The sequence below is a fragment of the Micromonospora sp. H61 genome (genome assembly GCF_018070325.1).
Taxonomy (GTDB): domain Bacteria; phylum Actinomycetota; class Actinomycetes; order Mycobacteriales; family Micromonosporaceae; genus Micromonospora; species Micromonospora salmantinae.
The window spans coordinates 1-14,867 of record NZ_JAGPXY010000053.1; the positions used below are offsets into that span (position 1 = coordinate 1).

The 14,867-nt window shown below is 72.0% G+C and carries 14 protein-coding genes and 1 pseudogene; 5 read left to right on the top strand and 10 right to left on the bottom strand.

Going from position 1 to position 14,867, the window contains the following annotated elements; genetic code table 11:
• Positions 1 to 319, bottom strand: a pseudogene (locus KBX08_RS23175) (hypothetical protein); the annotation flags it as partial.
• Between the two features lie 149 nt (positions 320 to 468).
• Here KBX08_RS23175 and KBX08_RS23180 point away from each other — a divergent pair.
• Together KBX08_RS23180 and KBX08_RS23185 are read left to right on the top strand one after the other, a co-directional pair.
• The gene (locus KBX08_RS23180; protein WP_030489514.1) at positions 469 to 1,107 is read left to right on the top strand and encodes a TetR/AcrR family transcriptional regulator; all 639 of its coding nucleotides are present in this window, start codon (positions 469 to 471) and stop codon (positions 1,105 to 1,107) included.
• A gap of 64 nt (positions 1,108 to 1,171) precedes the next feature.
• Complete coding sequence (locus tag KBX08_RS23185) at positions 1,172 to 1,399, top strand: DUF3107 domain-containing protein (protein WP_088950288.1); 228 nt, start codon at positions 1,172 to 1,174, stop codon at positions 1,397 to 1,399.
• A gap of 75 nt (positions 1,400 to 1,474) precedes the next feature.
• Here the strand turns inward: KBX08_RS23185 and KBX08_RS23190 are convergent, their stop codons facing one another.
• The gene (locus KBX08_RS23190) at positions 1,475 to 2,116 is read right to left on the bottom strand and encodes a ferritin-like fold-containing protein (protein WP_307850614.1); all 642 of its coding nucleotides are present in this window, start codon (positions 2,114 to 2,116) and stop codon (positions 1,475 to 1,477) included.
• Between the two features lie 350 nt (positions 2,117 to 2,466).
• On the opposite strand from KBX08_RS23190, the gene KBX08_RS23195 reads away from it, so the two are divergent.
• Positions 2,467 to 4,155 (top strand): DEAD/DEAH box helicase, encoded by a 1,689-nt coding sequence (locus tag KBX08_RS23195; RefSeq protein WP_210785503.1) that lies wholly within the window; start codon positions 2,467 to 2,469, stop codon positions 4,153 to 4,155.
• Between the two features lie 88 nt (positions 4,156 to 4,243).
• The gene (locus tag KBX08_RS23200; protein ID WP_210785504.1) at positions 4,244 to 5,401 is read left to right on the top strand and encodes an SAM-dependent methyltransferase; all 1,158 of its coding nucleotides are present in this window, start codon (positions 4,244 to 4,246) and stop codon (positions 5,399 to 5,401) included.
• Positions 5,402 to 5,412: 11 nt separating this feature from the next.
• On the opposite strand, the gene KBX08_RS23205 is transcribed toward KBX08_RS23200, so the two are convergent.
• Complete coding sequence (locus KBX08_RS23205; RefSeq protein WP_210785505.1) at positions 5,413 to 5,853, bottom strand: hypothetical protein; 441 nt, start codon at positions 5,851 to 5,853, stop codon at positions 5,413 to 5,415.
• A gap of 249 nt (positions 5,854 to 6,102) precedes the next feature.
• Between KBX08_RS23205 and KBX08_RS23210 the strand changes: the two genes are divergently transcribed.
• Entirely contained in the window at positions 6,103 to 6,519 is a 417-nt protein-coding gene (locus KBX08_RS23210; RefSeq protein WP_210785506.1) for a helix-turn-helix domain-containing protein, read from the top strand.
• Between the two features lie 111 nt (positions 6,520 to 6,630).
• On the opposite strand, the gene KBX08_RS23215 is transcribed toward KBX08_RS23210, so the two are convergent.
• The 7 genes from KBX08_RS23215 to KBX08_RS23245 form a co-directional block, all read right to left on the bottom strand.
• Positions 6,631 to 7,644, bottom strand: coding sequence for a hypothetical protein (locus KBX08_RS23215; protein WP_247669910.1), 1,014 nt, complete (start codon positions 7,642 to 7,644; stop codon positions 6,631 to 6,633).
• A gap of 114 nt (positions 7,645 to 7,758) precedes the next feature.
• On the bottom strand, positions 7,759 to 9,891 hold the full coding sequence (locus KBX08_RS23220; protein WP_210785507.1) for a RecQ family ATP-dependent DNA helicase: 2,133 nt from the start codon (positions 9,889 to 9,891) through the stop codon (positions 7,759 to 7,761).
• Between the two features lie 99 nt (positions 9,892 to 9,990).
• Positions 9,991 to 11,127: a branched-chain amino acid ABC transporter permease gene (locus tag KBX08_RS23225; RefSeq protein ID WP_210785508.1), complete on the bottom strand. Its 1,137-nt coding sequence runs from the start codon at positions 11,125 to 11,127 to the stop codon at positions 9,991 to 9,993.
• The gene (locus KBX08_RS23230) at positions 11,124 to 12,014 is read right to left on the bottom strand and encodes a branched-chain amino acid ABC transporter permease (RefSeq protein WP_091402581.1); all 891 of its coding nucleotides are present in this window, start codon (positions 12,012 to 12,014) and stop codon (positions 11,124 to 11,126) included. The genes KBX08_RS23225 and KBX08_RS23230 overlap by 4 nt, the downstream gene beginning before the upstream one ends.
• A complete protein-coding gene (locus KBX08_RS23235; protein ID WP_210785509.1) occupies positions 12,014 to 12,793 on the bottom strand; it encodes an ABC transporter ATP-binding protein in 780 nt (259 codons plus the stop codon). The genes KBX08_RS23230 and KBX08_RS23235 overlap by 1 nt, the downstream gene beginning before the upstream one ends.
• 56 nt (positions 12,794 to 12,849) lie before the next feature.
• On the bottom strand, positions 12,850 to 13,593 hold the full coding sequence (locus KBX08_RS23240; RefSeq protein WP_112584733.1) for an ABC transporter ATP-binding protein: 744 nt from the start codon (positions 13,591 to 13,593) through the stop codon (positions 12,850 to 12,852).
• A gap of 2 nt (positions 13,594 to 13,595) precedes the next feature.
• Positions 13,596 to 14,795 carry a substrate-binding domain-containing protein gene (locus KBX08_RS23245; protein WP_210785510.1) on the bottom strand — a complete coding sequence of 400 codons (1,200 nt, stop codon included), beginning with the start codon at positions 14,793 to 14,795 and terminating at the stop codon, positions 13,596 to 13,598.
• Positions 14,796 to 14,867: the final 72 nt, after the last annotated feature.

Genomic DNA, 14,867 nt, shown 5'->3' on the forward strand with positions numbered 1-14,867 from the left:
CGCCGTTGACGTCGTCCGGGTGGTTCGCGCCGTTGACGTGGTGGCCGTTGGTGCGGGCCGGCGACTCGGGGTCGCCCGACCGGCCGACCAGCGGCGATGGCAGATCGCCGTGCCGTGTCGAGGAGGTCCGCCAGCCCGACGCGGGGTCGGGCTGCCAGCGCGGCGCCTCATCCCGGGCGTCCTCGCGGTCGGCGGCTCGGGGCCACCCACCCGCCGGAGGCGCCCACCCACTGACGGAACGGCTCGGGTCGTCGTGCTGACCCGCTCCGTCACCGTGCTCTCCCGGGGTGGCGGCTCCGGGTTGCCCTGTTTCACTCACCGCGCGCTCCTTGGTCGCCCCCGCTGAGGCTACCGTGTGCCGAGAGTGGCGATAAGTTACAGCGGCGGGCCATTTCCACGACCGAGGTCACGGGCCTCGCCCGGTCTGGGGGGAAAACGCCGGCTCGTACGGAGAACTCGGAGGATCCCATGACCGCTGCGGGGAACGGTGCACAGACCGCTGGCCGGCCCACCCGCCTGCCCCGCTCCGCGCGTCGTAAGCAGCTTCTCGCTGCGGCGCAGGAGGTGTTCGTCGCGCAGGGCTACCACGCCGCCGCGATGGACGACATCGCCGAGCGGGCCGGGGTCTCGAAGCCGGTGCTCTACCAACACTTTCCCGGAAAGATGGATCTCTACCTGGCGCTGCTCGACACGCACTGTGACGCCATCGTCGCTCAGGTGCAGGATGCGATGCGCGGTACCAGCGACAACAAGGAGCGGGTCAGCGCATCGGTACGGGCCTACTTCGACTTCGTCGACCACGAGAGCGAGGCGTTCCGGCTCGTCTTCGAGTCGGATCTGCGCAACGACCCGGCCGTGCGGCAGCGGGTGGAGCGGGTCGAGCAGGGCTGCATCGCGGCGATCACCGACACCATCATCTCCGACACCGGGGTGAGCCGGGCGCACGCCGAGCTGCTCGCCTCCGGGCTGGTCGGCGCGGCGGAGACGGCAGCGCAGTTCTGGCTGGCCGGCGGCCGGCAGGTGCCGAAGGCCGAGGCGGAGGCGTTGGTGGCGGCGCTGTCGTGGCGGGGCATCGCGAGCTTCCCGCTGCAAGGTGAGTCAGCCTGACCTCCGGCCCCGTGATCGGATAGCCTTCGCAGGGCGGTTCTTTCGCCCCAGTTGAGGAGGCACAGTGGAGGTCAAGATCGGCGTGCAGTACGCGCCACGCGAGCTGGTAGTGGACAGCGCGCAGTCGCCGGCCGAGATCGAGCAGATCGTGACCGACGCCTTCGCCGGCAACGGCGGCACGCTCTCCCTGACCGACGAGAAGGGCCGGCGGGTCATCGTTCCGGTCGAGAAGGTCGCCTACGTCGAGATCGCCGAGGCGTCGTCCCGGGCGGTCGGGTTCACCGTCCGCTGACTGGTCCGGCCATCGCGGCAGGTCGGCACTCGGCCCACCTGCCGCAGGCCGGCACCGGCCGACCCGGCCGGGTGGTCAGTTGTTCAGCCCGACGGCGGCCATCCGCGCGGTGTGCGCGGTGGTGAGCCTGCCGAAAAGCCCCGGCACGTCGACCCGGCCGTCGCGTGCGATCAGCGCGGTGAGGGTGGCCCGCTCGGCGGCGACGCGGCCGGCCTGGGACAACGCCTCGCCGACCAGCCGCCGGGCCCACATCGAGAGCCGACCGGCCACCCGGGGGTCGTCGGCGACGGCCACCCGGATCTCCGCAGCGGCGAAGTCCGCGTACCGGGAGTCGTGCAGGACGTCCAGCACCAGCGCCCGGTCCGGTTCCTCCAGCGCATCGGCGATCTCGCGAACGAAGTCGTCGGTGATCGCGTCGCCCACGTACGCCTTGGTGACCACTTCCGCCCAGTCCCTTGGCTCGGTCGAGTCGTGGTACGCCTGCAACGGCTCGACATAGGGCGCCATCGCATCCTCGGGCGGTACGCCCAACGCGGTGAGCCGGTCGGCGAGGCGCCGGTAGTTGGCGATCTCGGCCGCGGCCATCTCGTTCAGCGCGGCCCGGCGAGGCAGGTCAGGAGCGAGCCGGGCATCGCCCGCCATTCGCTCGAAGGCGAGCAGCTCACCGAAGGCGACCAGACCCAGCAGGTCGGCGTACGCGGAACCGGAGGCGGACACGAGCGGCAGGCTATCGCGTACCGGCCCTCACGCGCGGCCCACCCACTGCGCACCCCGACCGAGCTCCACGCTCACGGTCGACGGGCGGGCGGCGGGCAATAAGTGTGGCGTAGGTCACAATTGCTTGCCCCGCGTGGCGAGTGGCCGACCGGGAATCGGGACGGGGGCATGCCTGTTCAGGTAACATGGAGCAGTTGCCGTGGGCGCCGATCTGATCGAAGCTCAGCCCGCGGCGCGCGTGCGGCCCGGTCCGGCTCGGCAATCTGCCGCCGACCGTGTGGCCCGCGTCATACCGAACGCGCCCTGAGGACATGACGGGCGCACCCACGAGAGGGCACCCCCACATCCACATGAGCGACCTGACTCAAGATTTGCTGGACGGCCAGGAACTGGCCCCCACCGCCCCGGTTCGACCGGAGGCCCCCACGTTCGCCGCACTCGGCGCCCGCGCCGAAACCGTCGAGGCCCTGGCCTCGGCCGGCATCACCCGCGCCTTCGCCATCCAGGAGTACGCGATCCCGATCGCGCTGCGCGGCGTCGACCTGATCGGTCAGGCGCCCACCGGCACCGGCAAGACCCTCGGCTTCGGCGTACCGCTGCTCGACCGGGTCTTCGCCCCGGGCGAGGGCAGCGACGGTGTCCCCCAGGCGCTGGTCGTCGTCCCCACCCGTGAGCTGGGCATCCAGGTCGCCAAGGATCTGGCCGCCGCCGGCCGGACGCGTGGCGTCCGGGTGCTGCCGATCTACGGCGGCGTGGCGTACGAGCCGCAGATCGACGCGCTTCGCAAGGGCGTCGAGATCCTGGTCGGCACGCCCGGCCGTCTGATGGACCTGCAGAAGCAGAAGCACCTCCGGCTCGACCGGGTGCACGCACTCGTCCTCGACGAGGCCGACCGGATGCTCGACCTGGGCTTCCTCGACGACGTCGAGAAGATCCTGGCGATGCTTCCGGAAGACCGGCAGACGATGCTCTTCTCGGCCACCATGCCGGACCCGATCGTCACCCTGTCTCGGCGCTTCCTGCGCCAGCCGATGACGATCCACGCCGGGCACACCGCCGAGACCGGCCCGTCGCCGCAGACCCAGCAGTTGGTCTACCGCACCCACTCGATGAACAAGGTCGAGGTGGTGGCACGCATCCTCCAGGCGGAGGGGCGTGGGCTGACCATGATCTTCACGCGTACCAAGCGGGCCGCCGACCGGGTCGCCGAGGACCTCGACTTCCGCGGGTTCGCGGTCGCCGCGGTGCATGGTGACCTCGGCCAGGGCGCCCGCGAGCGGGCTCTGCGGGCCTTCCGGGCCGGCAAGATCGACATCTTGGTCGCCACCGACGTGGCGGCCCGTGGGCTGGACGTCACCGGCGTCACCCACGTCATCAACTACGACTGCCCGGAAGACCAGGACACCTACACCCACCGGATCGGTCGTACCGGCCGGGCCGGCGCGACGGGTGTGGCGGTGACCTTCGTCGACTGGGACGACATGCCGCGCTGGCGGATCATCGACAAGACCCTGGGTCTGGAGATGCCGGAGCCGCCGGAGACGTACCACACGTCGCCGCACCTCTACACCGACCTGCACATCTCCACCGAGGTCAGCGGCACGCTGCCCACGGCCGAGCGCACCCGGGCCGGGCTGTCCGCCGAGATCGAAGAGGATCTGGGTGGGACGACCCGCTCCCGTCGGGGCGACAGCGGCGGTCGGGGCCCCCGACGCGGCGAGAGCCGTGGTGAGGGTCGCGGCGAGCGCCGTGGTCGGGGCGATGGCCGCCGCGACCGTTCCGACGCCGGCACGCCGGCCGTCGCCGAGGCACCTGCGGCCGACGCCGCCGACGAAGGCACCCGTACCCCCCGCCGCCGGCGTCGCCGCCGGGCCGGCGAGGTGGTCGCGGCCGAGGCGACCGCTGTGATCTCCGCCGACGCCGGCCCCTCCGAGCCGGCCACCGCGTCCGACGGCGAGGCGTCCAAGCCGCGCCGCCGACGCCGCCGCCGTGGTGGCGGTTCCGGTGCGGATGCGCCGGCCGAGGCGACCGCGGACTGACCACCAGCCACACCTGACATCCCCCGCACCGCCTCGCGCGGTGCGGGGGATGTTCCCTTCTCCCACCCCACCTGCCGAAGATGGAACGATGCCGCAACCACTGGACGCCGCCCTGACCGAGGTTCGGGCGCTGCTGCTCGACCCCGCGCTGACCCGGGCGGTCGCCGCCGGACGTCGACGCGGTCGCCGCCCCACAGTTGAGCGGGCCGAACTGCGGCCGGTGCGGCTCAAGGCCGGGCCCCGAATGCAGATCACCACGTCCGACGGTGCTCGCCCCTACACCCGCAACCTCGCCTCCGGTCCGGAGGCCGCCGCGGCGATCGACGAACTGCTCGCCGAGCCGTTCGGCAACTGGCACGTCGAGACGGCCGACGCCACCCTCCAACTGCGGGTGACCAAGTCCGGCGAGGCGCAGGTGCACAGGGCCGCGACGTCCCGTCCGGCGGCGACGCCCACCGGAAACGACCGGACGAAGGAATACCTGCTCGACCCGGGTGACCCGATCTTCGCGGAGATCGGCGGCTCGGCGGCCAAGCGCCGCCAGGTGGACGCGTTCCTGCGGGCCCTGGCCGCGACCCTGCCCGACGACCTGACCGGTCCGCTACGGGTGGTCGACCTGGGCTGCGGCAACGCCTACCTGACGTTCGCCGCGTACCGCTACCTGACGAGTCGGGGGCTCGACGTCCAACTGGTCGGTGTGGACGTCCGGGAGGACCAGCGGCGGCGCAACACCGAGCTGGCGCAGCGGCTGGGCTGGGCCGACCAGGTCAGCTTCGTGGCCGGGACGATCGCCGACGCCGTCGTCGACCCCGCCCCCGACCTGGTGCTGGCGCTGCACGCCTGCGACACCGCCACCGACGAGGCCCTGGCCCGCGCGGTGCGCTGGGAGGCCCGCTGGGTGCTGGCCGCGCCGTGCTGCCACCACGATCTGGCGAAGCAGCTCCGCGCCCACCCCACCCCGGCCCCGTACGAGCTGCTGACCCGGCAGGGCATCCTGCGCGAGCGCTTCGCCGACGTGCTCACCGACGCGCTGCGTGCCGGGCTGCTGCGGGTGCACGGGTACCGGACCGAGGTGGTGGAGTTCGTGGACTCGCAGCACACCCCGCGTAACCTGCTGATCCGCGCCCGTCGTACCGGTGCCGAGGCGACCGAGCCGCAGCGCGCGGAATACCGCGAGCTGGTGGACCAGTGGCAGGTCACTCCCCGGCTGGAGACCCTGCTGGCCACCGGAGAGACACCCGCTTAGCTCCTGGGTGGCTAGCGTCGGCGGTCGCGGCCACCGTTGCGCTCGCTGACACCACGGTCGAGGACCGACACCCGGTCGGCGGCGGGCCGCTGGGCGGCCCACTCACCGTCGGCCGGGGCGGTCGGGAATGGCACGACCTTGCCCCCGGTCTCGGCGTTGCCGGCCGCCGCGAAGGCGTTCCAGGAGATGTCCACCAGCAACTTCTTGACCTCGGCGTGCCGGATGGCGGCGTTGTGTTGCAACGCCATCCGGGCGCCGAGCAGTACCGCGACGAGCGTGGTGGTGATGGTGCCGGTGGCGGCCAGCACCTGGAGGCCGGTCGCGGAGTCGGTGCGGAGCACCAGGACCAGCAACCAGATCCAGAACGCGGCGGCGAAGACGCCGGCCTTGGCGACGAAGAAGAGGCTCACCGCACCGGGCTGGTACGGCTGGGGGCGGCTCGATTCGGCCATGGTGCTCCTCGGCGGTGGTCCGGTCGGAGGCGGCAGGCGACAGACGCGATGTCGGGACGGGCACCGAGCTTAATGGAAGAACGATGAATATCGCTCGATGCAATTTTCGTTCTGCACACACGCTTCCAGAGAAAAAGTCTCGCCCACGGGACAGTTTGTGCGGTCAGTCAATTGTTTCCGGCTCCTGGCGTACTACCCTCGGAAGGCGCATCGTCCCGGTGCTCCGGCAGGAGGGGAAGACACACAGGGATGGGATCAGCCGACGTATCACCGCAGATGGCCTTCGCCCGCTTCGTCCGGCGCGCCATCGATGACGCTCGCGACGAACGTGGCTGGACCGTGACTGATCTTGCCTCGCACACGGGCGTGGGCCGCTCCACCGTGTTCCGCTGGCTGGCCGGCGACTGGCAGGACTATCCCGAGTTGGCCAAGGTGCGCGGCTTCTGCGCCGCGCTGGATCTGCCGGTCGCCGCCGCGTTCCGGGCGCTCGGGCTACCCGACGCCGGCCCAGCGCCCCGCCGACGCCACGACGACGGCCCGGTCGAGGCCGACGTCCGGGCCATCCTGGACCGGCTTGCCGACCCCACGGTCCCCGCCGAGGAGAAGCACCACATCCGCGACCTGCTCCGCTACCTGGCCCGCCGCCCCATCCGCCGAGCCAGCTAACCCCCACCCCCACCCCCCGTCGGCGTTGATCATGAAGTTATTGCCACGACACGCCGCGCCGAGAGGCAATGACTTCATGATCAACGGGAGTGGGCGAGGGGGCGGGGCGGGTTAGGGGACGGTGAGGGTGAACTCGGCGGTTCGGACTTCGGCGTTCACCTGGAAGTCGAGGTAGAGGCGGTAGCGGCCCGGGCCGGGGGTGGTCAACCAGAACTTGATCTGACCGTCCACCAACTCGGTCTCCGGGTGCACGTGCAGATAGCCGAGGTCGCCCTCGCGCAACGCCACCAGGTGGCCGTACGCCCCTAGATACCGCTCCAGCGGGGCTGCGCCGTCAGCGCCGTCGACCCGGAAGGTCAGCGGCACTGTCGCCCCGGCCTGCGCAGTGCCCTGGTAGCCGACGGTGAAGCCGTCCACGGTCGTCGAGGTGGCCGGCCCCGGCAGTGGACGGGGTCGGTAGTCGCCGGGCGCCACCAGGTCCGTGCCGAGGGTCACAGCGGTCTGCGCGCCGTTGTCGGCGACCACCGTGAAGTCGGCGTACGCGCGCCAGAGGCCGGGCTGCGCGAGGGTCAACGGCACCGACCAGGTGCCGTCCGCCGCCATGGTCGGGTGCAGGTGCTGGTAACCGGTCAGGTCCCGCCGGACGACGATGAGGTGCATCGGCTTGTCGTGCACGATGGCGAACCGGGTCACCGGCCGGCGCTGCGCGTCGCGCACCTGGAAGCGGAGCTGACCGGGACGACCCGCCGCGAACTCGGTGGCCAGCGGCGCCAGGGTGAACCCGGCCGAACTGACCGCGAGACCGCCCGGCTCGGTGGCCGCGCCCTGATCGGTGGCCGTGGCCGAGCCGTGGTTGTGCGGCGCGACGCCCGGTGGGTCGGTGTGCTCGGCGGCCAACGACGGGCTGCCGGTGACGGCACCGTTGGCGTTCAGCCGGCCGAGGCCGAAGCCGAGCAGCACCGCCAGCACCAGCCCGCCGACCACCAGCGCCAGCCGGAGAGTGCTCCGGTCCGGCTCCACGGGACCCTGATCAGCACGACCGACGCCCCGCGCCTGGCCGGCCTCGCCGCCAACGGTCCTGCCCGCAAGGGTGCGCGCACGGGTGACGGGCTGCCGGTCGGTCATGCCGCCCACGGTACCGTCGCGCCCGGCCGCGTCAGGCCGACGCCCGGACAGCGTGGCGACTGTCGCACTCGACACCGCCCGGGAACTTTCCCACCCGACCCCGAGGGCAGCGGGTCAGCCGGCCACGGCGAGGGCGAGCGGGAGCACGTCGGTCGCGCCGGCCCGGCGCAGGGCCCGGGCCACCAGCGTCATCGTCCAGCCCGAGTCGATCAGGTCGTCGACGAGGAGCACCGGGCCGTCCAGCCCGGCCAGGGCGTCGGCCAGGTCGGTGGGCACGGTGAAGGCGTCGTGCAGAGCGCGTACCCGTTGGGCGCTGTTGCCGCGCGGCCCGGCCGGGCCGTCGGAGCCGGCCGCGGTGACCTCGCCGAGCAGCGGCAGCCGGCCCACTGTGGCGATCCGCTCGGCGAGCGAGCCGAGCAGCCGGGGCCGCCGACGGGAACCGACAGCGACCACCGCCACCGGCCGTCGGGGCCACGGGTCGTCGCCGTGCGCCCACGCCTTCAGCACCTCCACGACCGCGCCGGCGACGTCGTCGGGCAGCGGCGCGTCCGGCGCTTCCGGGCCGACGAGAGAGCGCAGCCGGCCGCCCCAGCCCAGGTCGGAGAGGCGCCCGACGGCCCGGCCCGGCAGCGCCTGGTCCGCGGGGGCGATACGGCCCTTGAGGGGTACGCCCACCGCGTCGAGCCCCGTCGGCCAGAGCTTCTTCGGCGCGATCTCCACGCCGGGTCGGCCCAGGAAGGTCTGCGCGGCGGCGAGCGCGGCAGTCGACACGTCGGCGGCGAAGAGGGGCTCGGCGCACCTGTCGCATCGGCCGCAGTCGACCGCCTCGGTGTCGTCCAGGCGTTCCCGTAGATACCGCATCCGGCAGTCGGACGTGGTTGCGTACTCCCGCATGGCCTGTTGCTCGACGGTGCGCGCCTCGGCGACGCGGCGCAACCGGGCCTCGTCGTAGACCCACGGCTCGCCGGTGGCGAGCCAACCACCGCGCACCCGGCGGACCGCGCCGTCCACGTCGAGCACCTTGAGCATCAGCTCCAGCCGGGCCCGGCGCAGGTCGACGAGGGGTTCGAGCGCCTGGGTGGAGAGCGGGCGGTCGGTGTGCAGGGCGGCCAGCACGGTCCGGACCTGCTGCTCCGGTGGGAACGCCAGGGAGGCGAAGTAACGCCAGATCGCGGCGTCCTCGACGCCGGGCAGCAGCAGCACCTCGGCGTGCTCGACGGCGCGGCCGGCGCGGCCGACCTGCTGATAGTACGCGATCGGCGAGGGTGGCGCGCCGAGGTGGACGACGAAGCCCAGGTCAGGCTTGTCGAAGCCCATGCCGAGGGCGCTGGTGGCGACCAGCGCCTTGATCTTGTTGTCGAGCAGGTCCTGTTCGGCGGCACGCCGGTCGGCGTCGTCGGACTGCCCGCTGTACGAGGCGACCGGGTAGCCCCGGGAGCGCAGGAACTCGGCAGTCTCCCCCGCTGCCGCCACGGTCAGCGTGTAGACGATGCCCGAGCCGGGCAGCTGGTCCAGGTGGTCGGCGAGCCAGGCCAACCGGTGCGCCGGGCTGGGCAGGTCGAGCACCCCGAGGCGCAGCGACTCGCGGTCCAGGGTGCCGCGCAGGATGAGGGCGTCGCCCAGCTGCTCGGCGACGTCCTGGGTGACCCGGGCGTTGGCGGTGGCGGTGGTCGCCAGCACCGGGGTGCGCTCGGGCAGCTCGGCGAGGAACGTCCGCAGCCGCCGGTAGTCCGGCCGGAAGTCGTGCCCCCAGTCGGAGACGCAGTGCGCCTCGTCGACCACCAGCAGGCCGGTGGTCGCTGCCAACTTCGGCAGGACGCCGTCGCGGAAATCCGGGTTGTTGAGCCGTTCCGGGCTGATCAGCAGCACGTCCACAGCGCCGGTCTGGATCTCGGTGGTGATCTCGTCCCACTCGTCGAGGTTCGCCGAGTTGATCGTGCGGGCCCGGATGCCGGCCCGAGCGGCGGCCTCGACCTGATTGCGCATCAACGCCAGCAGCGGCGAGACGATGACCGTCGGTCCGGCCTGGTGGCCCTGCTCGCGGTCCCGGAGCAGTGCGGTGGCCACGAAGTAGACGGCCGACTTGCCCCAACCGGTGCGCTGGACGCAGAGCACCCGCCGCCGGTCGACGACCAGCGCCTCGATGGCGCGCCACTGATCCTCGCGCAGCCGGGCGTGGTCACCGGCCAGCCGGCGCAGCACCGCCTCGGCCCGCTCGCGTACCGCTGCCCGCTCTGCTGTCTCCACCCGGCATTTCTACCAGCGCCGTCCGTCATCCCCCTGTTGATCAAGAGGTTTGCGTCATCATTCGGCCGGATTCCGACGCAAACCTCTTGATCAACGCGGTCAGCGTGGGTCAGCGGCGTCGTGGGGGGAGTGGGGGGAGCGGGGGCGGAGGGCTCGGGTCAGGTGGGACAGACGGGGGGCCAGGCTGGTCAGGCCACCGGGGAAGAAGTAGACGGCCAGGATGAAGACAGTGCCCAGGACGAACAGCGGCTGACTCAGCGGACGGCTGAGGACGGCCGGCAGGTTGTCCACCGCGTCGCTCGTGCCGAAGGCGGTGAGCCGGTGGTCCAGGTACATGTAGAGGACACCACCGAGGACCGGACCCCACCGGGTGCCCGGCCCGCCGAGCACCACCATGACCAGCAGCGACAGGGTCAGCTCGGAGGACGTGATGTGCGGCGACGCGCCGCCGACGATCAGGACGTAGACCACCCCGCCCGCCGACGCCAACCCGCCGGCAAGTGTGAACGCCACCAGCTTGTAGCGGTACGGGTCCAACCCGAGCACGCCGATCCGCCGCTCGTCGTCGCGCAGCCCGGCGAGCACCCGACCGGTCGGTGACCCGCTCACCCGGTGCACCACGAAGACCACCAGGGTCAGGTACGCCAGCGCCAACCAGTACAGGTTGACCGTGTTGGTCACCCCCACCAGCCCGGCGGGCAGCCCCGACACGTCCAGCGGCAGGCCCTCCTCGCCACCGGTGAGCCCGCCGAAGTCGCGGGCCACCAGGATCGCGCCCACCTGGGCGAAGGCCAACGTGACCATGGCGAACGCGATGCCCACCGTGCGCAGCGCCACCGCGCCGAGCAGCGCGGCGAGGATGGTGCCGCCGGTAACGGTCAGCAGCGCCGCCTGCCACAGCGGCAGACCGGCCCGGGTGATGAGGATGTCGGTGCCGTAGACACCGGCGGCGAAGTACAGCGCGTGCCCGAAGGAGAGCATCCCGGTCCGGCCGAAGAGCAGGTCGTACCCGGCCGCCAGCCCGCCGAAGATCAGGCAGATGGCGAGCAGTTGCAGGGTGCCGGGTGAGTTGACCGGCCCCTCGAAGATCCCCGGCAGGGAGATCGTCGAGTACGGCAGGATCGCCAGCACGACCAGTGCGACGAGCGGCAGGAACGGGCGTACCCGGTGCCACCGCCCCCGCTGCGGACTCAGTTCGTCGGGCACCTGTGCGCGAGGAGCGTCGATCACCGTCATGCCGTTGCCACCTTTCCGGCGATGCCCTGCGGGCGCAGCAGCAGCACCACGGCCAGCAGCCCGACCACGCAGATGTCGCCCAGCCCGGACGTGCCGTAGTAGTTGACGAACTGCTGCACCAACCCGACCACGACCGCCGCGTACGCGGAGCCGACCACCGAGCCCATCCCGCCGATCACCACCACGATGAACGCGAAGATCAGCAGCGAGCCGCCCTGCCCCGGCGAGACGGTGCCGAAGTAGACCCCGCCGAGCGCGCCGGCGAGCGCGGCGGCCGCCCCACCGATCGCGAAGACCAGCGTGAACGCCTTGCGGACGTCGATGCCCAGCGCCGTCACCATCTCCCGGTTCTCCACCCCGGCCCGGATCACCAGGCCGTACCGGGTCCAGCGCAGGAACGCCAGGATCGCGCCGAGCACCAGCACCGCCGCGATGATCAGCAGCAGGCCACCGTTGGGCACCTGCGCGCCGAAGATCCCGGTCACCTGCCGGGTCCAGTCCGGACGCGGGAACGGCCGGGCGTCCGCACCCCAGGTGGCCTGGAGCAACGCCACCCCGGCCAGCGACAGCCCGACGGTGACCAGCACCTGCTCGATGGTGCGCGAGTACAGCGGGCGGATCAGCACCAGCTCGACCAGGATCGCGACCAGCGTGCCGGCGGCCACCCCGAAGGCGACAGCGAACACGAAGCCGAACCCGTCCGGGCCGGCGCCCGGCAGGTTGCCCGCCGCCCACCAGGTGCCGTACGCGCCGACGCCGAGGAACAGCCCGTGCGCGAAGTTGAGCACGTCGGCCAGGCCGAAGACCAGGGACAGGCCGGAGGCGACCAGGAAGTACAGCGCCGCCAGGCCGAGCCCGGTCAACGCCAACAGGATCACGGTGCCCATCAGTGCTGGTCCTCCCTCGCGACTGCGGGGCCCGCAGGCTCACTCCTCGCGCTCGGCGCGGCCACCTCCGCCGAGCCGACACCGAGCAGCGACTTCGTCAACGCGGTCTCCAACAGCAACTCGCGGGCGTCGCCGGTCCAGGCCACCTTGCCGGCGGCCAGCACGACCGCGTCGCGGGCCAGTCGGCGTACGACGGCCAGGTTCTGCTCGACCAGCAGGACCGGCACCGACTCCGCGACCCGTTCCAACACCTCGGCCACCTCGGTCACCACCTTCGGCGCCAACCCCTTGGTCGGCTCGTCGACGAGCAGCAGCCGGTTGTCGTTGAGCAGCACCCGGCCGATGGCGAGCATCTGTTGCTGCCCGCCGGAGAGCGAACCGGCCCGTTGCCGTCCGCGCCGGTCCAGCTCCGGAAAGAGCGCGAAGACCTTGTCGTACGCCGGGGTGGTGCCGCGCCGCTCGGCGAGCCGCAGGTTCTCCGCGACGGTGAGCCCGGCGAACACGCAGCGGTCCTCGGGCACGTAGCCGAGCCCACCGCGGACCAGCCGGTGCGTCGGCCGGGCCAGCAGACTCTGCGCGCCCATCCGGATGGTGCCGCGGACCTCCCCGGCGGGCGGGGTGAGGCCGACGATCGCGCGCAGCGTGGTGGTCTTGCCGACGCCGTTGCGACCGAGCAGGACGGTCACGCCGGTCGGTGCGACAGTGAAGGACACCCCCTGGAGGATGTGCAGCCCGGAGATCCGGACCGACAACTCCTCCACACTGAGAACTGGTTCCATCAGGGGTGCCTCCGTTCGCGACTGCGGGGCTCGCAAACCCGGCTCACTCCTCGCGCTCACAGCGACTCCCCCAGGTATGCCTCTTGCACCGTGGGGTTGGCCATCACCGTCTCCGGGGTGTCGCAGGCCAGCAGCGCGCCGTGGTGCATGACGGCGATGCGGTCGGCGAGTTCCAGGATGACGTCCATGTGGTGTTCGACCATCAGCACCGCGCGGCCGCTGTCGCCGGTCAACGACTTGATGACGGCGACCAGTTCCGGCACGTCCTCGGCGCTGACCCCAGCCATCGGCTCGTCCAGCAGCATCACCCGCGGTTCCCCGGCGAGCAGCAGTGCGATCTCCAGCTTGCGCTTCTCGCCGTGGGCCAGGGTGCCGGCGAGGGCCGTACCCCGGTGGGCGAGGCCGACCCGGTCGAGCGCCGCGTCGGCGGCGGCGGCGACCTCCCGGTCGGCCGCCGCCCGCCGCCACAGCGCCATCGAGCCCCCGCGGTGCGCCTGCACGGCGAGCCGGACGTTCTCCCGCACGCTCAGCGAGCCGAAGACCGAGGACGCCTGGAAGGTACGGCCCAGACCGAGGCGGGCCCGCCGGTGCGGCGGAAGCGCCCCGATGTCCTGCCCGTCCAGAACGATCCGGCCCTCGGTGGCCCGGCGCAGGCCGGTGATCAGGTTGAACAGTGAGGTCTTACCGGCGCCGTTCGGCCCGATGACGCCCAGGAACTCCCCGGGTGCCAGATCGAGGTAGACGCTGTCGACGATGGCGACCTCACCGATCCGCCAGGTCAGACCGCGGGTGGCGAGCATGGTCAGCCCTTCATGGCCACGGCCGGCGGCGCGGTCTCGTCACCGGTGAGGCTCTTCTGCGCGGTAGCGGTGAACGCGGTGCCGCTGCCGGTCAGCTTGGCCTGGAACATCGGCTGGAGCAGCGCGTGGTCGGCGGCCCGGATGGTCATCTTGCCCTTGACCCCGTCGAAGCTCCAGCCCTCCAGGGCGGTGACCATCTTGTCGACGTCGTCCCCACCCTCCTGCGCGGCCCGGACCACCATCTGCGCGGCGGCGAAGCCGTCCGGGTGGAACAGGTCGATGGTGTTGACCTTGGCCTTCAGCGCCTTGCTGGCCTCCGTGTCGCTGGCACCGTCGAAGTAGTGCGACAGGAAGGAGATCTTCGCGCCGGCAGCACCGAAGGTCGGCCACGAGGCGCGGATGTCCAGGCCGGTGACGACAGTGGTGGACGAGAGGACGCCCTGCTGGTCGAGGGTCTGCCACATGGCCGGGGCGGTGGTACCCGCCCACGCCACGAAGAGCAGGTCCGGCTTGGCGGCCTTGATCTGGCTGGCGAACGGGGTGAACTCGGTGGCACTGGCCGGGGCCCGGACGCTGCTCACCGTCGCGCCCGCACTGCCGATGACGGCCTTGACGGCGGCCTCGTTGGCGTCACCGAACGCGCCGTCCTGGGCGAAGACCACCACCTTCTTGCCGGTGGGGTCTCCGATGAACGACTTGGCGGTCACCACATCCTGGTACGACTGCCGACCGGAGCGGAAGGTGTACTTGTTCGCGCCGGTCACCGCGTCCGTGGCAGCCGGGCCGGAGATGAACAGCACCTTGTTCTGCGCAGCGATCGGCGCGACCTGGAGCGCCACACCGGAGGCGGTGGAGCCGGCGATGATCTTCGTGCCCTTACCGATCAGGTCCTTCGCCGCGGAGACCGCCTTGGCCGGGTCGCCAGCGTCGTCGACCTCGGTCAGCTCGATCGTCCGGTCACCGACCTTGCCGGTGCCCTTGGTGGCGAAGTCCAGCCCCGCCTTGAACCCCTCGATGTACTGCTTTCCGTAGCTGGCCAGGGCTCCCGACTGGGAGTACACCAGGCCGACCTTGACCGGCGCGGCACTGTCGCCGCCGCCGGTGGCGGTGTCCTGCGGGCTGCCACAGGCCGTGGCGGCCAGCGCCGCGGCCATCATCGTGGCGGCGGAGAGGAACGCCCGCCGCGTCGTCCGGACCGTCATTGCGACTCCACATGAGGACTCAGAGGGAGAGAACTTCTTCGTGACGGCTCACGCTAGAAGTGACGTCACCCA

Coding starts and splice junctions, on each gene's coding strand:
- KBX08_RS23215 (WP_247669910.1), bottom strand. CDS start 7,644: ATGACCGACCGGCAGCCCGTCACCCGTGCGCGCACCCTTGCGGGCAGG.
- KBX08_RS23195 (WP_210785503.1), top strand. CDS start 2,467: ATGAGCGACCTGACTCAAGATTTGCTGGACGGCCAGGAACTGGCCCCC.
- KBX08_RS23200 (WP_210785504.1), top strand. CDS start 4,244: ATGCCGCAACCACTGGACGCCGCCCTGACCGAGGTTCGGGCGCTGCTG.
- KBX08_RS23210 (WP_210785506.1), top strand. CDS start 6,103: ATGGGATCAGCCGACGTATCACCGCAGATGGCCTTCGCCCGCTTCGTC.
- KBX08_RS23235 (WP_210785509.1), bottom strand. CDS start 12,793: ATGGAACCAGTTCTCAGTGTGGAGGAGTTGTCGGTCCGGATCTCCGGG.
- KBX08_RS23225 (WP_210785508.1), bottom strand. CDS start 11,127: ATGACGGTGATCGACGCTCCTCGCGCACAGGTGCCCGACGAACTGAGT.
- KBX08_RS23245 (WP_210785510.1), bottom strand. CDS start 14,795: ATGACGGTCCGGACGACGCGGCGGGCGTTCCTCTCCGCCGCCACGATG.
- KBX08_RS23240 (WP_112584733.1), bottom strand. CDS start 13,593: ATGCTCGCCACCCGCGGTCTGACCTGGCGGATCGGTGAGGTCGCCATC.
- KBX08_RS23230 (WP_091402581.1), bottom strand. CDS start 12,014: ATGGGCACCGTGATCCTGTTGGCGTTGACCGGGCTCGGCCTGGCGGCG.
- KBX08_RS23180 (WP_030489514.1), top strand. CDS start 469: ATGACCGCTGCGGGGAACGGTGCACAGACCGCTGGCCGGCCCACCCGC.
- KBX08_RS23205 (WP_210785505.1), bottom strand. CDS start 5,853: ATGGCCGAATCGAGCCGCCCCCAGCCGTACCAGCCCGGTGCGGTGAGC.